We start from the raw sequence: 18488 nt of genomic DNA, 5'->3' as shown, positions 1-18488 counted from the left end.
AATATGTTACTAGCTTACGCGGAAAACCTGGCGATATTGGCATTAAATCGACAAGCGTGCGTTTGCATGCCTAGTTATCAGTAGGGCCCTCTAACTCAACGGAATGCATCGCACGCATATGAATCGCTACAATCTCATATCAATATAAAATGAGCCCCGGTGACTTGAATCAGGGGTCATTCCCGGGGCCATTGACTTATAGCTTTTTCGCATGAGGACAATTTATCAAATGGGCTTCGGTTGCGAGGACCGACAACGCCCCTACCTCCCCTCCGCCTTCAGCTTCAGCAGCAGGTCGCCCAGCTCGGGGCACTTGCTGGAAAGGCGCGTCTCGGCTCGCTCGCCCATCCCCCACCGTTGGCGGACTTCCTGGGCGCGCGGGCTCACGTGGTAGTCCCCGTCCATCACCTGCTTGAGCAGCTTGGCGGTCACGCGTGCATCGGCCAGGGCGCTGTGGGCGTGACCCGTCGACTCGTCGAACTCGATGCCAAGCCACATTGCCGCGTCACCCAACGAGACGCGCCCGTGGCTGCCCACGTCCATAATCGAGGTGTAAAACGCCTGCAGGTCGGCCCAGTCCGTAGGAAATGCGGAAAGGTCGATGTGCTTTGCCTGGCACTCGGTCAAAAGCTGTCGACGGTCCGTCCCGCTCCAGCAAACCACCTGGGCGGAGTAGCGACCGATCCAATCACCGAGCCTTTTGATCACCATGTAGAGCGGATCGGCCATCGCGGTGTCCACGGCCGATATCCCTGTGAGCTCGCGGACGGGATACGCAACGCCTTCGGTTAATTCTGTCTGCACAAACTGCGAGAACTCGCCCATAACGTTGCCGTGGTAATCGAGCTTAACGGCGCCGACCTCGATAATCTCATTGCGCAGCCCACGGCGCTGGCGCTGCTTTGGCACCGGCGCAAACTCAAAGTCCAGCACGATCTGTCGCGCAAAGTTCGTCGTATCGATAGCCGAGATACCCGGCGTCTTTTCAGCTGACACGGTCATGGCCTTTCTCCGTTGCCTGCCGCTTGCTACATAGGCGGCTACATTGCCGTAAGGATAGGCGCCCGTGCGGACATGAAAGCGCCCAGCGCGGCCACCCGGCACCCTTGCGTAAAGCCGCGCTTTGAGATGGCCACGTCGCTGTTATGAGCGAACATATATTCGTATTTATGACTGCAGTTTGATAGACTGGTTATTGTTGACGGCAGTCCCATGTGCCGGGCAGCGCCCTCCATGCGATGGGAGGTGATGCCCATGACCGATCTGATTGATTTCGTGAAGCTTCTGACCTCTTTGGTCTCGCTCCTCACGGCGCTTATCGGACTTACCGAGGCACTCAAGCAGCGTACGAAGCAAAAGAAGAGGGGTCGACGCCGTTAAGGCATTGACCCCTTGAACTAAGTAACGGCGCTGCCCAGCTATCACCCTTGGGCTGCCGTCGACTTTATTCTACCCACGGTTGCCAGGTTTAACAAATGGAATTTTCAGTAATGGAGCCTCGGAGCCCGCTCCTGCGTTCGCTCAACTCGTCGCTCTACTCCAGCCACCACTCAACATCCACGGAGCACTCAACCGAAAATGCTAAAGACCACGCGATCGGGCAAAGCCCCGTCCCCAACAACACAGGACGGACCCTCAGCTTCCTTTACGTTATAGCTAGCTATATTATGTCTTCCTATAATATAGCTAGCTATAACGTAATTCGACAATCGCGCACGCAGAAGGGGCGGCACGCCACCGCACGTGAACCGTTCCGGAAGCTCCTGACCGCTCTGGTCTCGCTCCTCACGGCGCTCATCGGACTTTCCGAGGCACTCAAGCAGTGCTCGAAGCATAAAAAGAGGGGTCAACGCGGTTAAGGCATCGACCCCCTAATCTAAGCAACGGCGCTGCCCAGCTCTTCACCACTTGGGCTGCCGTCAGCCTTATTTTACCCACGGGGCAAACCCTTTGAAGTGCGGCTTGGCGCCGCATGGCGTCGGCGGACGAGGCGATGCGTCCGCCGACGAATAGCACCGAATTGGTTACTTCTTGCTCTCGGGCAAGACCAGATCCACGGCAGCGTCCTTGGCAGCATCGATGTGCTGAGCCACGACCAGCGTCTGCGGAAGGATCAGGTTAAGGACAATGGCCATGATGGCGGTGGGGGTTACGGCATTGGAGCCGATGACGGTGGACACCCAGGTAGGCATGCCCTCGCCGGCAAGGCAACCGCTGGCCATCCAGATACCCAGGCCAAAGACGACGGAGGTGCCGACGATGGTGGTGGTGCGCTGCGTAAGGCCCTCGCGGGTGAACATGCGCACGCCGTTCATGGTGATGGTGCCAAAGACGCCAACGGTCGCGCCGCCGATGACGGGCTGCGGGATAGCGGAGAGCACGGCAGAGAGCTGCGGGAACAGGCCGGCGATGGCAAAGACGGACGCGATGATCACAAAGACCCACTTGTTGACGACCTTGTTGGAGCAGATGATGCCCACGTTCTGGCCAAGGGCGCTGGTGGGAAGACCGCCCAGCAGGCCGCCGCCGATGCGGCGGAAGGGAGCGAAGGCCTGAAGGGCCGTGTCGATTGCCGAAAGAATGAGCGCCACCTGAATGATGTCGATGCTCTTTCTCATTCTCAATAATAATTTTTTGTTATCAGACTATTTTTCAGCTGAGACAACGCATTTCCGCAGGTCAGGAAAGTGTCTGGTCAAAATAACATCTAACTTTTCTTTTGGTCGACCGCTTACCGCCAAAATCCTACCGTTCGTCTGTATTACGCAATGTACCTGCGAATATACGAGTCAATAGACACCGTGTTACCATGAGAAAAAATTGTTATGAAACCTCCGATTTCATCCAAAGGAGTTGCCCGTGAACGAGACTGTACGTCGCTTTTTGCCGATGGTCGATTTCCTGGAGCAGATACTCGGCAAAAACAGCGAAATCGTGCTGCACGATTTCTCGGATCCCGACCACGCCATCGTCGATATCCGCAACGGCATCGTGAGCGGCCGCAAGGTCGGCGGTCCCGCCACCGATCTGGCACTCAAGATCATGCACGATCCCAAGTATCGCGACCTGCCGTTTATTACGGGCTACGAGGGGCGCGGTGCCGGTGGCAAGACGTTGGAATCCGCAACGTACTTTATTCGCGAGGATAACGAGATCGTCGGCATGCTCTGCGTCAACACCGATCTTTCCACGGTACGCTCCATCAACGCCATGGCTCAGCAGCTCATGGCCTGCTTCGACGCTGCGCCAAGGCAGGCGGAGCCCGCGTCTATCGAGGTCGAAATTCTTTCGGAGTCTACACAGGAGCTCATCGACCACAGCATTTCCGAATTGCTCGAAAGCCGCGGCCAGGATGTCGCCTCGCTTGGGCAGGCCGATCGCGTGGACGTTATTCGCCACCTTAACGGCAACGGCGTATTTATGCTCAAGGGCGCTGTTGCCTGCGCTGCCACCGCGCTGGGCATCTCGGAGCCCAGCGTCTACCGCTACCTGCAAAAAGTTCGCAAGGAGGGCTAACGAGCAAAATGGAGCGCGGGCAGTCTTTTTGGGACGGGGCTATTTTAGCTACCCTCCCTCTGCCCACGATTTCGATGAGCCGCAAGTAAAATCAATCCTGCATATAGGGGTAGCTAAAATGGCCCCGTCCCAAAAAGACTGCCCTTGGTGGCTCCGCAAGCGATCCGTCACGTGACAAAAGACCCTGCAGCTCACACGCGCTGCAGGGTCTTTTTGCATGTCATGTTTAGTTGTTGCCAACGCCTTAGAGAGCGGCGACGACCTCGATCTCGACCAGACCGCCAGCCGGAAGAGCGGCAACCTGGAAAGCGCTGCGCGCGGGGAACGGGGCCTCAAACTTGGAGGAATAAATCTCGTTCACGGCGGCAAAGTCGGCGATGTCAGCCAGGTAGACCGTGGTCTTGACGACATCGGCAAACGTAGCGCCGGCAGCGGTCAGTAGGGCTTCGACGTTGGCGAGGGACTGCTTGGCCTGGGCCTCGATGCCCTCGGGCAGCTTGCCGGTCGCGGGATCGATACCCAGCTGGCCGGACAGGAACACCATGTTGCCGGTCTGGATACCGGGGGAATACGGGCCGATGGCTGCGGGCGCGTTATCGGAAGACACGACGGTCTTGCTCATGTTTTTCTCCTTACGATCAAATAGAGAGCGTGAGCGCGGCGTTCGCACCGGGAGGCACAGTTCGGTCTGAACACCGCGCTTGATTGGGATAGTAGGGGATGATTACGCCCGCTGCAAGATAATTATCAGATTGCGATAATATTTTATCGCCCAACGGTTTCCCCGAACCGCTGAACGGTTCTCCACGGGGTCAGCCAGCCCAGGCTACTGAAGACTTTGTCCTGCTTAGGCTGCGGGCATCGTCCATCGCGACGGTGCCACTATACTTTTGAATATCTGAGCATTTTGAAAGGCAGGATATGACCGCAACCGCCAGCCGAACCACCAACCGCAGGCCCGAGCTTCTGGCCCCCGCCGGAGGCCCGGAGCCCTTTGCCGCCGCGCTCGCCGCCGGGGCAGACGCCATCTACTGCGGCATGGGCAGCTTCAACGCCCGCCGCAAGGCCACCAACTTTACCGATGAGGCCTTTGAGCAGGCCTGCCGCGCCGCGCACCTGGCCGGGTCGCGCGTCTACGTCACGGTCAACATCGTCATCAAGCAGTCCGAGATGAGCGATGCACTGCAGCTCATCCATCGCTGCTCCACGCTGGGCGCCGACGCTTTTATCATCCAGGACTGGGGCCTGTTCTTTGAGGTCAAGCGCACCATGCCCGGCATCGAGACCCATATCTCGACCCAGGCGAACATCCACGATGACCGTGGAACCATCTGGTGCCGCGAGCAGGGCGCCGACCGCGTGACCCTCTCGCGCGAGCTTTCCATCGACGAGATCGCCGCCATCCACGATGCCGCGCCCGACGTTGACCTGGAGGTCTTTAGCCACGGCGCCATCTGCTTTTGCTACTCGGGCCTGTGCCTGCTCTCGAGCTTTGCCATGGCGGGCCGCTCGGCCAACCGCGGCATGTGCGCTCAGCCCTGCCGTCTGCCCTACGAGCTGATCGACGAGAACGGCCGCACGCTCTCCCCTGCCGGTCGCGAGCGCGCGCTATGCCCGCGCGACACCAACACTTCACAGCTTGTTCGCCGCCTGTATGACGCCGGCGCCGCATCGCTCAAGCTCGAGGGCCGTATGAAGGCGCCCGATTACGTGTACTCCATCGTCGATGTGTATCGTCATCAGATCGATGACATGCTGGCCGGGGCCGTCGTAGATAAGGACGAGGACGCCGCTCGCCAGCGCCAACTCAAGCGCTGCTTTAACCGCGACTTTACGCACGCCTATCAGGACGGCACCTCGGGCGACGAGATGATGAGTTACGAGCGCTCCAACAACCGCGGCCAGATTGTGGGCACGGTGCTGGGCAGCCGTCTGGCCAACCGCGACGTGCGCGGGCTCAAACCCGACGACCGTCGTCGCCGCGCCGCCATCGCCCGCATTGAGCTGTTTGAGCCCGTGGGCAAGGGCGACCTGTTGGAGCTTCGTCACGACGACGAGTTCGACCAGTTCCTGACCACCATCGCCGCCGATGATGCCGCCGCCGGCGACATCATCGAGTGCCGCGTGCCCCGCAGCATGCCCGAGGGCTGCCGCGTGCGTGTGATTCGCAGCCAGCGCGCCATTGACGCTGCCGGCGCTGCGCTCAAGCGCGACGTGCTGCGCCGCCGCGCCGTAGACGTGTCCGTCGCGGCGCGTCTGGGCGAGCCGTTTACCGTCACGCTCACCTGCTGCGACGACCCCACGCTCACCGCCACCGCCACCGGCTTTACCGTCGAGGCCGCCAAGACCCGCGCCGTCGAGGCATCCGATCTGGTGGAGCACGTGGGCCGCATGGGCTCCTCTCCCTTTGAGGCCGCGAGCTTTGACGTGGTGCTCGATGAGGGCTGTGGCATGGGCTTCTCCGCTGTGCACAAGGTGCGCGCCGCCGCTTGCAAGGCGCTCGAGGAGGCCATTCTGGCGCCTTACGAGGAGCGCGCCCACACGCTCGAGCTGCCGGCGATTGTCACCAGTGATTCCCGCCCCGCGCCCGAGCACTACCGCGATGAGCCGCAGATCTGTGCCACCGTCACCTCGCTCGAGGCCGCCGAGGCAGCGCGCGCGGAGGGAGCCGCGCGCATCTACATGACCACCGACGCGCTCGATGCGGCCGAGCTCTCCCCCGCCGATGCGTTTGAGCAGGGTATTGTTCCCGTGCTCGATGAGGTCTGCCGCGCCGTCGACCACGCGCGCGTCGACCCGTGGGTTCTTGCCGGTGCCACGGTCGCTATTGGCAACATCTCTGAGCTTGCCCTGGCCGCCCAGGTTGGTGCCACGGCCGAGATTCGCTCTTGCCTGCCCGTGCACAACACGCCTTGCATGGAGGCACTCGCCGAGCGCGGAGCCGGGGCGTTTTGGCTCTCGCCCGAGATCACGCTCGACGAGATTATCTCGCTTGGCACCTCCGCGCCCGCAGCCCTGGGCATCACCGTTTTCGGCCGCCCGCGCGTTATGACGAGCGAGCACTGCATCCTGCAGGTGGCCAATGGCTGCATCCACGATTGTGCCCACTGCCGTCTGCGCGCCCGCAAGCTGTCGCTCAAGAATATCGACGGCAAGGTCATGCCGGTGCGTACCGATATCCACGGCCGCTCGCGCCTGTACGACGCCTACCCCATCGACCTCACACCGCAGGTTCCACAGCTGCTCGACGCCGGCGTGCGCCGTCTCATGGTCGACGGAACCCTGCTCGAGGCCGATGAGATTGGCCGCGCCGTCGCACGCGTCCGTCGCGCCGTCGAGACCGCGCAGGCCGGCCGTAAGCCCGCCGCCCGCCTGCGCGGCGCCACTTCGGGCTGCATGTTTGTGGGAATTAGCTAACCGAAAGGCTTACACGTGAACGAAGAACCTCAAGTCCTCTACTGCGACGCCTGGCTCATGGCCATCGATAAGCCCGCCGGCATGATCGTCCACGGCGACGGCACCGGCGAGCGCACGCTTACCGACTATGCCAGCGACCTTTTGCTGGCGATGGGCGACGGCTTTGCCGCGACCGACATGCAGCCGCTCAACCGCTTGGACCGCGACACTACCGGCGTGGTGTTGTTCTCGCTCGACAAGCAGACGCAGCCCGCCTTTGACCAGATGGTCATCGACCACGCCTTCGAAAAGCACTATCTGGCGCTCGCCGAGGGCAAGATCGATTGGAACGAAAAACTCATCGACAAGCCCATCGCCCGCGACCGCCACGATAGCCGCAAGATGCGCGTCGGCGCCAGCGGCAAGCCGTCGCAGACGCGCGTCAAGGTGCTCAAGCGCCTTAAGAGCCGCCGAGGCCTGCCCACCCGTTCGTATATCGATGTTGAGCTGCTCACGGGCCGCAAACACCAGATCCGCGTGCACCTGGCAAGCGAACATCATCCCCTGGTTGGCGACGACCTGTACGGAACGCCGCGCCCCTGTGGCCTCATGCTCCATGCCCACAGCGTGTCCTTTACCCATCCCGTAACCGGCGAGCACATCTACATCGAAGCCCCCTGCCCCTGGGAGCCCTAAAACCTGCCAAAAAGGGACAGGTTTATTCTGGCAGGTTTTATCTGGGCAAACGTCAAGCCGCCACGATGGCTCAGCCGCGGCCCCAAAAACATCTCGATCTGTAACAGTTAGAACCCATTTTCCGGTCTATCTGTTACAGATCGAGACATTCAAATCCCCCTCAAGGGAAAATCTCGATCTGTAACAATAACTCGGCAAAATCGGTCCCAGATGTTACAGATTGAGACAAAGGGATGGCGCGGTTCGGAAGTATCTCAATCTGTAACATCTAACCCACTTTTAACGGTCCAGTTGTTACAGACTTAGACAAACCTGCGGACAACGAAAGCGACAACGCCTGTGATGGACGTTGCCGCTTTTCTATTGAGAAAACTACTCGGTTTTCGTTACGAACCACCACAATGGGGACAGGCACCTTTGTGATGGTTTTGGCCTTGGCCTGCTCCTGCTTGCTAGACCGTGATGACGTTGTCCATTGCCCGATACTTGGCGGGCACCTCGCCCGCGGTAATAATCGTTGCGTCGCGAAAATCCGCGAACTTGACAGGCGCCACCATGCCAAATTTACTGGCATCCGAGATTACAAAGCGTTTGGCCGTATGGCGCATCGAGATGCGCTTTACTTGCGCCTCCTCGATATCGGGCGCCGTGAAGCCCTGCTCGGCGGCAATGCCGTTAGAACCCCAAAAGCCACAGTTGAAGTTGTAGCGGTCTAAGGTTGCCAAGGCATCGGGGCCAACGAGTGCTTCGGTCTCGGGCTTGAGCTCGCCGCCCAGCACCACGGTACGCATGCCGCGCAAAGCGAGGTGCTGAGCATGGAGCACGGAATCGGTCACATAGGTGACATCTTCTAGGTGTGGAAGATGCTCGATGAGCTTGAGCGTCGTCGAGCCCGAGTCGATGTATACAAAGCTCTCCGGCTCCACCAGCGCCGCGGCGCGGGCGCAGATACGCTCCTTATCGTCGTTATGGAGGTCGCTGCGCTCATTGAGCGTTAGGTCGCGCGTCACGTGTGCGCGCTCAAGACTCGTCGCTCCGCCGTGGACCTTGGCGATACGGTGCGCTCGATCGAGCGTCTGCAGGTCGCGCCGAATGGTAGACGCCGTTACGCCCAGGGTATCGGCAAGCTCTTGCACAGTAACCGAGCCAGCCTGCTGGACCATTGACACGATCGCGTTGAGCCTATCCTCCGCAAGCATCGCTTACTCCTCCTCGGGGTACACGACTCCCCAGTCGGCGCGGAGCTTGGTCATAAGCTCCATAACATCAGAAGCGTAATCCAGAAGCGCGCGCTTCGAATCATCGCCGGCAACGGCCTTCTCCAGGTCGGCCATCTCGTAGCACAGGGCGTATGCCTCGGTGCCGGTGTGGACCTCCTCACGGTGCCCGTCCGCAGTCCACACGATGGTCGCGTGATCGGCGCGGGGATACTCGTTGACCTCGATATAGCACTTGTCAAAGCTGATGACCGAGCGCTTGGGCTGCTTGGAGTGAAGTGTAAGGCTCACCACGCCCAACTGCTGCTCGGCATTACGGCAGACAATGCCGCTCGCAACGTCAACGCCGGTCTCACAGGTGTTGCCGAGCGAAACGACCTCAACAGGCTGGCTTGCCATAAAGAGGCGCATGACGGACAGGGCATACACGCCAATATCGAGCATGGCACCGCCAGCAAGGTTGCGATTGTAGAAACGGTTGGTCAGGTCGCCGTATTCCTTGTAGCTGCCAAAGTTGAGCTGAGCGAGGTTCATGCGGCCAAACTCGCCGGCATCCATGCGGCGGCGCAGCTCCCGATACAAGGGCATGTGGAGCACCGTGGTGGCGTCCATAAGGACCACGTTATGCTCGTCGGCAATGGCACGTGCTTCGTCGAGCTCGGCGGAGTTGAGGGTGATGGCCTTCTCGCAGAGCACGTGCTTGCCAGCTGCCAGAGCGGCGCGCAGGTAGGTGATATGCGTGTTATGCGGCGTGGTGATATAAACGGCGTCGATGTCGGGATCGGCGTAGAGGTCCTCAACCGTCTCGTACACCTTCTCGACGCCATACTGCTCGGCAAAAGCCTGGGCCTTGGACAGCGTGCGGTTGGCGACGCCCGCAAGCTTGCGGCCGGCAAGGGCGAGAGACTGGGCCATCTGATTGGCGATAACGCCGCATCCGATCACGGCCCAACGAAGCTCGGGAGCCGTAAAGATGTCGTTAGGGAACGGCTGATCCTGGACCGAGGCAAACGCCGCCTTAGCGGCTGCTTCGGCGTCGAGCGGAGCCTGTTTGGAATCCATCATCATGTGCCTCCTGAGTTATCGGAAGTTCTTCATTTCCAACAGCCTTATATTTGCACAGATTTGCGCGAGTTAGCTTGTATTTGCGTGTTTATTTGTTTATCGGTTATTATTAAACCATAATTAGCGGATATTTGCGCGGCTATGCGCATTATCGCGCAAGACTCTGTGCGTAAATACGCATGCATCGATCGTTATGATGCAGAAAAAGGCGGAACACCAAAACCCCTAAAGAAAAGCAGGCTGTCTTACTCTGCCCCCTAGGGGCATCAGACATCAAAAGACCATCCCTAACTGCCGGCACATAGGGACTGTCCCAGGCTGCCGAAACCTGGGGGCGTTTCCCGTACGACGCTTTGTGGCAAGACTGTCCCCATCAACTAACCGTTTAAGAACGTCCCCAACGACTAGTCATTTATGTCTGTCCCCAATGAGGAGTAGCCACTCATTTAAGTCTGTCCCCAATGAGTAGGGATAGAAAAAGGCCCGGGTGCCGTGGCATCCGGGCCTTTGCTAGCAACTTAGATGTTGCGGGCAGCTTAGAACTTGTGGCCGCACTTCTTGCAGACGCGCAGCTTGTTCTTGCCGTCCTTCTCGTGACCGACGCGGGTAACCTTACCGCACTCGGGGCAAACGAGATTGACGTTGGAGGCATCGATGGGAGCCTCCTGCGAAACGATGCCGCCCTGCTGGTTGGCAGCGTTGGGCTTGACGGCCTTCTTGACGACCGAAACGCCCTCGACAACGACCTTGTTCTCGGCGGGGAGAGCACGCAGGACAACGCCCTGCTTGCCGCGATCCTTACCAGAGAGAACCTGGACCTTATCGCCCTTCTTGATATACATATATCTCCCCTAACTACAGGGTCTCGGGAGCGAGCGAGACGATCTTCATGTACTTCTTGTCACGAAGCTCGCGAGCGACGGGCCCGAAGATACGGGTGCCGACGGGCGAACCATCGTTGTTGATGACAACGCAGGCGTTATCATCAAAGCGAATGTAGGAGCCATCCTTGCGGCGGATCTCCTTAACGGTGCGAACGACGACGCAACGGACAACGTCCTTCTTCTTGACGTTGGCGCCAGGGGTAGCCTCCTGGACAGCACCGATGAACACATCGCCGATGCCTGCATAACGACGCTTGGAACCGCCAAGCACCTTGATGCAGCGAATCTTGCGAGCGCCGGAGTTGTCGGCGACGTTCAGCATGGTTTGCATCTGAATCATGGTAGATGTTCCTCCGAACTAAGAACCGAAGAGAGGTGCGCAGCCTTTATGCGGCCCGTGGTATGCAAGCCAGGCATACGCACATCTTCGGAAACGTACAAGTCGTAAGAGCGACTGCTTATTTAGCGCGCTCGACGACCTCGATGAGGCGCCAACGCTTCATCTTGGACATAGGACGGGTCTCCATAACGCGGACGGTGTCGCCCACGCCAGCCGTGCACTCCTCGTCGTGAGCGTGCAGCTTCTTGGAGCTGGTCATCATCTTGCCGTACTTGGGGTGACGCTTGCGCTCGGTGATGGTGACAACGATGGTCTTGGCACCGGAGACGGAGGTAACGACACCCGTACGGACCTTACGCGAGTTACGCGAATCAGTCATATTCTCTCCTTAGGTCCTACTCGGCGACAGCGGACTTCTCCGCTGCGATCTCGCGGGCGCGCTGCTCCGTGAGGACGCGAGCGATGTCCTTCTTCACGGTGTTGACGCGAGCGGTGTTGTCCAGCTGGCTGGTGGCCATCTGGAAACGAAGGTTAAAGAGCTCGGCGCGCATTTCCTTCAGCTTCTCAACGAGCTGAGCGTCCGAGAGCTCACGAATCTCTGCGGGCTTCATTAGTTCTCCTCCTCGGCCGTCTCTGTAGCGGCAGGCTTAGCGACGATCTTGGTCTTGATGGGGAGCTTGTGCTGCGCCAGACGCAGAGCCTCGCGAGCGACCTCCTCGGGCACGCCCTTGACCTCGAACATGATGCGGCCGGGCTTGACGACGGCCACCCACTCCTCGGGGTTACCCTTACCAGAACCCATGCGAGTCTCGGCAGGCTTCTTAGTGATGGGCTTATCGGGGAAGATCGTGATGTAGACACGACCGCCACGCTTCATGTAGCGGGTCATGGCAGTACGAGCGGCCTCGATCTGACGGTTGGTGATCCAATGGGCCTCGAGAGCCTGGATACCAAAATCGCCGAAATGCAGCTCGGTATTACCCTTGGCCTGGCCCTTCATGGAGCCACGCTGCACCTTGCGGTGAAGAATACGCTTAGGGGCAAGCACTACTGACCCCTCCTCTCGGAGTTACGACGACGAGGACGGGAAGAGCCCTCGAGTGCAGGGTTGGGAACAGGCTGGCCCGGGAGCTTCTCGCCCAGGTAGATCCAGACCTTCACGCCGCAGGCACCCATGGTGGTGCTGGCGACAGCCGTGCCGTAGTCGATCTTGGCACGGAGGGTGTGCAGAGGCACGCGACCCTCACGGTACCACTCACGACGGCCCATCTCGGCACCGCCGAGACGACCGGAGCACTGGATACGGATGCCCTTGGCGCCGGCCTTGCGGGCGGACTGGACAGCCTTGCGCATGGCGCGACGGAAGGCAACGCGGCCCTCGAGCTGCTCAGCGATAGACTGAGCAACGAGGTTGGCGTCGAGCTCGGGGCGCTTGATCTCGACAACGTCGACGGAGAGCTGGCCCTTGGAGACGCCAGCGACCTTCTCGAGCTCGGTGCGGAGGGTATCGATCTCGGCACCCTTCTTACCGATGACAACGCCGGGGCGAGCGGTGAAGATGATGACCTTCACCTTGTCGCCAGCGCGCTCGATCTCGACGCGGGAGACAGCTGCGCGGGAGAGACGCTTCTCGAGGTACTTGCGGATCTCGAGATCGTTACCGAGGGTCTTAGCGTAATCCTTCTCTGCGAACCAGCGGGAGCGCCAGTTCTCGGTGATGCCAAGACGGAAGCCGGTGGGGTAGACTTTCTGACCCATACAGCTTTACGCCTCCTTTCGAGGAGCAACGACGACGGTGATGTGGGAAGTACGCTTCAGAATGCGGGAAGCGGAACCCTTGGCGCGGGGACGGATGCGCTTAAGCGTCGGACCCTCGTCAACATAGGCAGCAGCGACAACCAGGTTGTCGGCACGCAGACCGTTATTGTTCTCGGCGTTCGCAACGGCGGAACGGAGAACCTTCTCGACATCCACGGCGACGGCGCGGTCGCAGAAGTGGAGGATGTCGAAGGCCTGAGCGACAGGCTTGCGGCGGATCAGATCGACCACCAGGCGGGCCTTGCTGGGGGAAACACGCACGTACTTAGCGACGGCGCGAACCTCGGTGGCCTCAGTTTCAATAGACTTAGTTGCCATTTACGGTTAACCCCCTATTTGGCCTTGTGGCCACGGAACGTACGAGTCGGCGCAAACTCGCCGAGCTTGTGACCAACCATGGACTCGGTAACATACACGGGCACATGCTTGCGGCCGTCGTGGACGGCGATGGTGTGACCAACCATCTCGGGGAAGATGGTGGACGCGCGGGACCAGGTCTTCACGACGTCCTTCTTGCCAGCCTCGTTCATCGCGGTGATACGCGAGAGAAGGCGAGTCTCCACGAACGGGCCCTTTTTGAGACTTCTGCTCATAAGTGCTTTCTCCTAAAACTCGGTATCCGAAATTACTTCTTACGGCGACGAATGATGTGCTGGTTCGAGACCTTCTTCTTCTTGCGCGTACGAAGGCCCTTCGTCGGCTTACCCCAGGGGGTAACGGAGGGACGACCAGAGGTGTGGTTCTTGCCCTCGCCACCGCCGTGCGGATGGTCGACAGGGTTCATGACGGTACCGCGGACGGTCGGGCGCACGTTCATGTGACGCTTACGGCCGGCCTTGCCGATGACGATGTTGGCGTGATCGGCGTTGCCGACCTCACCGACGGTGGCGCGGCAGGTAACGAGGATGCGGCGCATCTCGGAGGAAGGCATACGGACGATGGCGTACTTGCCCTCCTTACCCATCAGCTGGCAGGAGTTACCGGCGGAACGGGCGATAGCGGCGCCCTTGCCCGGCTGGAACTCGACGGCGTGGATGAGCGTACCGACGGGGATGTCGGCGAGGGGCAGAGCGTTGCCCGGCTTGATGTCGGCGTCAGAACCGGACATGACGGTCTGACCGACCTCGAGGCCCTTGGGAGCCAGGATGTAGCGCTTCTCACCGTCAGCATAGTGCAGCAGAGCGATGCGAGCGGAACGGTTCGGATCGTACTCGATCGTGGCAACCTTGGCGGGCACGCCGTCCTTGTTGCGCTTGAAGTCGATCACGCGGTAACGACGCTTCACGCCTCCGCCCTGGTGGCGGGTGGTGACGCGGCCGTTGTTGTTACGACCGGCCTTCTTGGGCAGGGGCTCGAGAAGAGACTTCTCGGGCTTGGTGCAGGTGATCTCGGAGAAGTCGGAGATCGTCTGCCAACGCCTACCAGCGGAGGTCGGCTTAAGGTGCTTTACAGCCATTACAATCCCTTTCAATAGGTATCCGTTAGCCATCGCAGACAGGGATTCGAGGTTCTGCCTCGGGTGCGATGACACCGGACGTATACACGGTTCCGGGCGTGTCCATTTTATACGCCCAAAACCTTGAGCTCTCGCCTCCCCTATTTGGGAGGCATGAGCTCACTCAACAGCAGCGAGTCTTAGGCCTGGTTGCCAAAGACCTCGATGGTGTCGCCCTCGGCCAGCGTAACGATGGCCTTCTTCCAAGAACGGGTCTTGCCGGCGACATAGCGCACGCGCTTGGTCTTGGGCTTGACCGTCAGGGTGTTCACGCGAACGACCTTGACGCCGAAGATCTCCTCGACAGCGTCCTTGATCTGATACTTGTTAGCATCCTTGGCGACCTCGAACGTGTACTTGTTCTGCTCCATGCCGGAGAAGGAACGCTCGGACACGATCGGACGGATGATGATCTCGTGGGCGGTCATTTATGCAAGCACCTCCCCGAAGTGAGCGGCGATGTCGGCGGGCATCAGCACGGCGTTGTTGTTGACGAGATCATAGGTGTTGGCCTCGTCGGCAGTGATGATGAACGTCTTGGGAATGTTGCGGAACGACAGGTAGGCGTTGACGTCCTCATCGCGAACGATGATGGTCAGACGCTTGCCCTCAAGGCCAAGAGCCTTGAGCATGGCAACGGCAGCCTTGGTGGAAGGCTTCTCGAAGCCGTAGTCGTCGACGAGCACGAGCTCGCCATCGGCCAGCTTGGCGGACAGCGCAGAGCGCATAGCCAGCTTGACCTCCTTGTTGTTCATACGCTTAGCGTAGGAACGGGGCTTGGGGGCGAAGACAACGCCACCGTGACGCCACTGGGCAGCACGGATGGAACCCTGGCGGGCACGACCGGTGCCCTTCTGACGCCAAGGCTTCTTGCCGCCACCGGAAACCTCAGAGCGGCCCTTAGCGGACTGGGTGCCCTGACGCCAAGAGGCCATCTGGCACTTGACGATGTGGTGCATAACGTGGATGTTCGGCTCGATGCCGTACACCTCAGCGGCGAGCTCGGCCTCGGCGACCTTCTTGCCCTCGCTGTTCTTTACTTCAAACTTTGCCATTTAAGTGTTCTCCTTGGTATGACGCTGGGCTAAATGGGCTGGGCCCTTAGGCCATACGGATGGCGACGAGACCATTCTTGGCACCCGGGACAGCGCCCTTGACCAAGATGAGGTTCTGCTCGGCATCGATGCGGACAACGGAAAGGTTCTTGACGGTAACGCGCTCGTTACCCATGTGGCCGGCCATCTTGACGCCCTTGAGGACGCGCGCAGGATAGGCGCACTGACCGATAGAACCGGGGTGACGCTGGAAGTGAGAACCATGCGTCATAGGACCGCGGCGCTGACCCCAGCGCTTGATGCGACCCTGGAAGCCCTTACCCTTGGAGGTACCGATGACGTCGACCTTCTCGACATCAGCGAAATCAGCGACGGTGACGACCTCGCCGACCTTGTGCTCCTCGCCGTTCTCGACGCGGACCTCACGAAGGAAGCGGACAGGCTCGACGCCGGCCTTGGCGAAGTGACCAGCCATGGGCTTGTTCACGTTCTTGGCCTTGATGTCGCCGAAACCGATCTGGACGGCGTCATAGCCGTCGGTTGCCTGAGTTTTAACCTGCGAGACAGCGCAGGGGCCAGCCTGGATGACCGTGACGGGAACGACGTTGTCGTTCTCGTCCCAAACCTGGGTCATGCCAATCTTGCGGCCGAGAATCATGCTGATCAAGATATGATCCCAACTCTCGCGTGGTCTTGGGACAATGCGTACACCACCGAGCGTACGCCCCTAGAGGACCACTACTTACACGACGTGCTCCCCAGCCTTGTATTGCGTCCGGACTACCTGACAACCCTATTAAGCAGGCATTTTGTCCAGCCAGAATACTCCCCTGGTTTCACACAGTTGTTTAGTATACACGGCTGCGGGCGTATCCATCGAGATTCATATTTCACTCACATTGTTTACGCAGGTAAAGCGCGTGGCACGTTCCCAGTGTGCGGCGGAGGGGGCGGGCCTGAGACATATTAAGGTTGCTGCTCTACAGTCCTGCTCACGACGGAGAGCACATTAAGTGCTCTCCTGTTCGTGCGGAACTCGCGACAACCTTAATATGTCTCAGGCCCGCCCCCTCCGCCGCACACTGGGAACGACACGTTGATGTCTGCTAAACCTTGCTCGCTCAGGCTAATGACTTTGTTGGGGATCCACAATTTGCTGCAAGGTGAACTTGCATTGGGGCGTATCGTCCTCTTCTCGCGCATCGTCGAAATCGAAGATCATAATGGCGCAGTTGGGGAGTTTTGCTGGGAGCTCGAAACCCTCTGGGGCTGCAGCCTTGATGAATTGGCGGCTGGCGCTGCCGTGGCTTACTGCTAGAAGGGTTTCGATGCCCTCGGCGCCCATGAGATTGGTGAGGGTGTCTACCATGCGTTCTTGCAGCGCGCGGCTTCCTTCTCCTCCAAAGGGGACCAAATCCTCGCCCGGATCCCAAACGTCGGTAGGCAATGCGTCGTGCGGTCCTTCCTCGAAGGTTCCATAGCAGCGCTCGATAATGCCTTCGCAGGGCTCGACAGCCGCATCCGGACCGAGGATCTCGCATGCGACGAGACTTGCCGTGTCCATGGCTCGGCCTAAAGGCGATGAGACCACTTTGTCGGGGACGACGCCGCGGGCTTTGAGCCATTCGGCTGCCGCTTGGACCTGTTGACGGCCCAAATCGGTAAGCGGTGAATCACAGCGACCCTGTACGAGCTTTTTTACGTTGAATTCCGTCTGGCCGTGGCGGAGCAGATACAGCCTCTTCATATTCTCCCCTTCTGTATAACGTGCTTTGCCGGCGCAGACCTACTCGTGGGTATGCCCTACGTAGTCATCGTCGATCGTAATCTTGGCAATCGACTTGGGATATTCCGATTCGACCCTCTGGGCCAACGCGTGCTTGAGCTCATCGGCCCCCATGCCCAAATCCGAGGGACGCACGCAGTCAAAGATCACGTTGGTGTGCGTAGGACCCGGCACACAGCGCAGGTCATGAATCGAAAGGCGGCTATCGATCTGTTGGGCCATGGCGTGAATGCGCAAGCGCATGCTCGCCACCTTGGGGTCATCGGTCACGATGGGATCGTAGTGAAGCGTGACAATCATGTCGTCTTCGTCCCTAAATGCCTGCTCAATGTTATCGAGCGTGTCATGACTTTCCAGCGGGCTGGCCTCGGCCGCCATCTCGGCGTGAGCGCTTGCGAACTTCCTGCCCGGGCCGTAGTCGTGAACCATTAGATCATGAACGCCCAAAACGCCAGGGTAGCTCATGATCTTGCCGCGAATATGTTCGACCAGCTTGGGATCGGGCGCCTGACCCAAAAGCGGGCTCACCGTATCCTGGATGAGTTCAAAACCGCTCCAGCCAATATAGGCGCCAACGGCAAGGCCGACCCAAGCATCAAGATTGATATGCGTCACCTGCGAAACAATTGCGCACGCTAACACGGCGCCTGTGGCAAGGACATCGTTCTTGGAATCTTGCGCGGTCGCATGCAGCGTCTCAGACTCAATACGGTCACCGAGCTTTTGGTTGAGGGCCGCCATCCACAGTTTAACAACCATCGAAAGCGCCAAGACTGCCACCAGGGCAAGCGAGAACTCGACGGGTTCGGGGTGGACGATGCGCTCAAACGAGGACTTCACCAGTTCGAGGCCGATGAGCAGCACGAGCGCCGCCACGACCAGACCCGAGAGATACTCGTAGCGGCCATGGCCGTAAGGGTGCTCGGGGTCTGCCGGCTTGCCCGCCAGCTTAAAGCCAAGCACGCTCACGATGTTTGAGCTGGCGTCGGACAGGTTGTTCATGGCGTCCGCCACAATCGAAACCGATCCCGACAGCACGCCAATTGCACCCTTCGCAGCGCATAGTGCCACATTGGCGAGAATACACACCACGCCCGTCAACGTGCCCACGCGCGCACGGTCGCCCTGCGCACGACGAACGATCCACTCGACCATCTATATCTGCCCCCAACAGTTTTACTCATACACCCGTTTGTCGAATAGCTCAGTAGTGTAGACCC

The 18488-nt window shown here is 59.6% G+C and carries 23 protein-coding genes; 4 read left to right on the top strand and 19 right to left on the bottom strand.

Annotation, left to right across the window (positions count from 1 at the left end):
* Window positions 1-261: 261 nt before the first annotated feature.
* Window positions 262-1002, bottom strand: coding sequence for an exonuclease domain-containing protein (locus tag ACQRCA_RS01005; RefSeq protein ID WP_427717651.1), 741 nt, complete (start codon window positions 1000-1002; stop codon window positions 262-264).
* Window positions 1003-1254: 252 nt separating this feature from the next.
* Here ACQRCA_RS01005 and ACQRCA_RS01000 point away from each other — a divergent pair, with 252 nt between their 5' ends.
* The gene (locus tag ACQRCA_RS01000) at window positions 1255-1380 is read left to right on the top strand and encodes a hypothetical protein (RefSeq protein ID WP_427717649.1); all 126 of its coding nucleotides are present in this window, start codon (window positions 1255-1257) and stop codon (window positions 1378-1380) included.
* Window positions 1381-2024: 644 nt separating this feature from the next.
* On the opposite strand, the gene ACQRCA_RS00995 is transcribed toward ACQRCA_RS01000, so the two are convergent.
* Entirely contained in the window at window positions 2025-2618 is a 594-nt protein-coding gene (locus ACQRCA_RS00995; RefSeq protein ID WP_427717645.1) for a solute carrier family 23 protein, read from the bottom strand.
* Between the two features lie 241 nt (window positions 2619-2859).
* Between ACQRCA_RS00995 and ACQRCA_RS00990 the strand changes: the two genes are divergently transcribed.
* The gene (locus ACQRCA_RS00990) at window positions 2860-3516 is read left to right on the top strand and encodes a helix-turn-helix transcriptional regulator (RefSeq protein WP_427717642.1); all 657 of its coding nucleotides are present in this window, start codon (window positions 2860-2862) and stop codon (window positions 3514-3516) included.
* Between the two features lie 244 nt (window positions 3517-3760).
* On the opposite strand, the gene ACQRCA_RS00985 is transcribed toward ACQRCA_RS00990, so the two are convergent.
* Window positions 3761-4138 carry a RidA family protein gene (locus ACQRCA_RS00985; protein WP_427717640.1) on the bottom strand — a complete coding sequence of 126 codons (378 nt, stop codon included), beginning with the start codon at window positions 4136-4138 and terminating at the stop codon, window positions 3761-3763.
* Between the two features lie 299 nt (window positions 4139-4437).
* On the opposite strand from ACQRCA_RS00985, the gene ACQRCA_RS00980 reads away from it, so the two are divergent.
* Entirely contained in the window at window positions 4438-6933 is a 2496-nt protein-coding gene (locus ACQRCA_RS00980) for a DUF3656 domain-containing U32 family peptidase (RefSeq protein WP_427717638.1), read from the top strand.
* Between the two features lie 15 nt (window positions 6934-6948).
* On the top strand, window positions 6949-7608 hold the full coding sequence (locus ACQRCA_RS00975) for an RluA family pseudouridine synthase (RefSeq protein ID WP_427717635.1): 660 nt from the start codon (window positions 6949-6951) through the stop codon (window positions 7606-7608).
* Between the two features lie 452 nt (window positions 7609-8060).
* Here the strand turns inward: ACQRCA_RS00975 and ACQRCA_RS00970 are convergent, their stop codons facing one another.
* The 16 genes from ACQRCA_RS00970 to ACQRCA_RS00895 all read right to left on the bottom strand — a co-directional run bounded on the left by ACQRCA_RS00970 (window position 8061) and on the right by ACQRCA_RS00895 (window position 18423).
* Window positions 8061-8807: a DeoR/GlpR family DNA-binding transcription regulator gene (locus ACQRCA_RS00970; protein WP_427717633.1), complete on the bottom strand. Its 747-nt coding sequence runs from the start codon at window positions 8805-8807 to the stop codon at window positions 8061-8063.
* Between the two features lie 3 nt (window positions 8808-8810).
* A complete protein-coding gene (locus ACQRCA_RS00965; RefSeq protein ID WP_427717630.1) occupies window positions 8811-9890 on the bottom strand; it encodes a Gfo/Idh/MocA family protein in 1080 nt (359 codons plus the stop codon).
* Window positions 9891-10426: 536 nt separating this feature from the next.
* Window positions 10427-10732: a 50S ribosomal protein L24 gene (rplX, locus tag ACQRCA_RS00960; RefSeq protein WP_006235043.1), complete on the bottom strand. Its 306-nt coding sequence runs from the start codon at window positions 10730-10732 to the stop codon at window positions 10427-10429.
* Between the two features lie 13 nt (window positions 10733-10745).
* Entirely contained in the window at window positions 10746-11114 is a 369-nt protein-coding gene (rplN, locus tag ACQRCA_RS00955; RefSeq protein WP_117734331.1) for a 50S ribosomal protein L14, read from the bottom strand.
* 118 nt (window positions 11115-11232) lie between these two features.
* Window positions 11233-11493, bottom strand: coding sequence for a 30S ribosomal protein S17 (rpsQ, locus tag ACQRCA_RS00950; RefSeq protein WP_006235040.1), 261 nt, complete (start codon window positions 11491-11493; stop codon window positions 11233-11235).
* 16 nt (window positions 11494-11509) lie between these two features.
* Entirely contained in the window at window positions 11510-11725 is a 216-nt protein-coding gene (gene rpmC, locus ACQRCA_RS00945) for a 50S ribosomal protein L29 (RefSeq protein WP_006235039.1), read from the bottom strand.
* Window positions 11725-12162 carry a 50S ribosomal protein L16 gene (rplP, locus tag ACQRCA_RS00940; protein ID WP_427717625.1) on the bottom strand — a complete coding sequence of 146 codons (438 nt, stop codon included), beginning with the start codon at window positions 12160-12162 and terminating at the stop codon, window positions 11725-11727. Before rplP ends, rpmC begins: the two co-directional genes overlap by 1 nt.
* Window positions 12162-12872, bottom strand: coding sequence for a 30S ribosomal protein S3 (rpsC, locus tag ACQRCA_RS00935; protein WP_154514689.1), 711 nt, complete (start codon window positions 12870-12872; stop codon window positions 12162-12164). The genes rplP and rpsC overlap by 1 nt, the downstream gene beginning before the upstream one ends.
* A gap of 6 nt (window positions 12873-12878) precedes the next feature.
* Complete coding sequence (gene rplV, locus ACQRCA_RS00930) at window positions 12879-13250, bottom strand: 50S ribosomal protein L22 (RefSeq protein ID WP_006235036.1); 372 nt, start codon at window positions 13248-13250, stop codon at window positions 12879-12881.
* 14 nt (window positions 13251-13264) lie between these two features.
* On the bottom strand, window positions 13265-13525 hold the full coding sequence (rpsS, locus tag ACQRCA_RS00925; RefSeq protein WP_006235035.1) for a 30S ribosomal protein S19: 261 nt from the start codon (window positions 13523-13525) through the stop codon (window positions 13265-13267).
* Between the two features lie 32 nt (window positions 13526-13557).
* Window positions 13558-14388, bottom strand: a complete 831-nt coding sequence (gene rplB, locus ACQRCA_RS00920) for a 50S ribosomal protein L2 (RefSeq protein WP_427717620.1) — start codon at window positions 14386-14388, stop codon at window positions 13558-13560.
* Between the two features lie 179 nt (window positions 14389-14567).
* Entirely contained in the window at window positions 14568-14855 is a 288-nt protein-coding gene (rplW, locus tag ACQRCA_RS00915) for a 50S ribosomal protein L23 (protein ID WP_006235033.1), read from the bottom strand.
* The gene (rplD, locus tag ACQRCA_RS00910; RefSeq protein WP_006235032.1) at window positions 14856-15482 is read right to left on the bottom strand and encodes a 50S ribosomal protein L4; all 627 of its coding nucleotides are present in this window, start codon (window positions 15480-15482) and stop codon (window positions 14856-14858) included.
* A 46-nt stretch (window positions 15483-15528) separates the two neighbouring features.
* A complete protein-coding gene (rplC, locus tag ACQRCA_RS00905) occupies window positions 15529-16149 on the bottom strand; it encodes a 50S ribosomal protein L3 (RefSeq protein ID WP_089572481.1) in 621 nt (206 codons plus the stop codon).
* Between the two features lie 459 nt (window positions 16150-16608).
* On the bottom strand, window positions 16609-17229 hold the full coding sequence (locus ACQRCA_RS00900) for a histidine phosphatase family protein (protein ID WP_427717617.1): 621 nt from the start codon (window positions 17227-17229) through the stop codon (window positions 16609-16611).
* 39 nt (window positions 17230-17268) lie between these two features.
* Window positions 17269-18423, bottom strand: a complete 1155-nt coding sequence (locus ACQRCA_RS00895) for a cation diffusion facilitator family transporter (RefSeq protein WP_427717615.1) — start codon at window positions 18421-18423, stop codon at window positions 17269-17271.
* Window positions 18424-18488 lie beyond the last annotated feature (65 nt).

The sequence above is a fragment of the Collinsella sp. SGI.095 genome (assembly GCF_050314535.1).
Taxonomy (GTDB): domain Bacteria; phylum Actinomycetota; class Coriobacteriia; order Coriobacteriales; family Coriobacteriaceae; genus Collinsella.
This window is presented reverse-complemented; position numbering and strand designations above follow the sequence as displayed.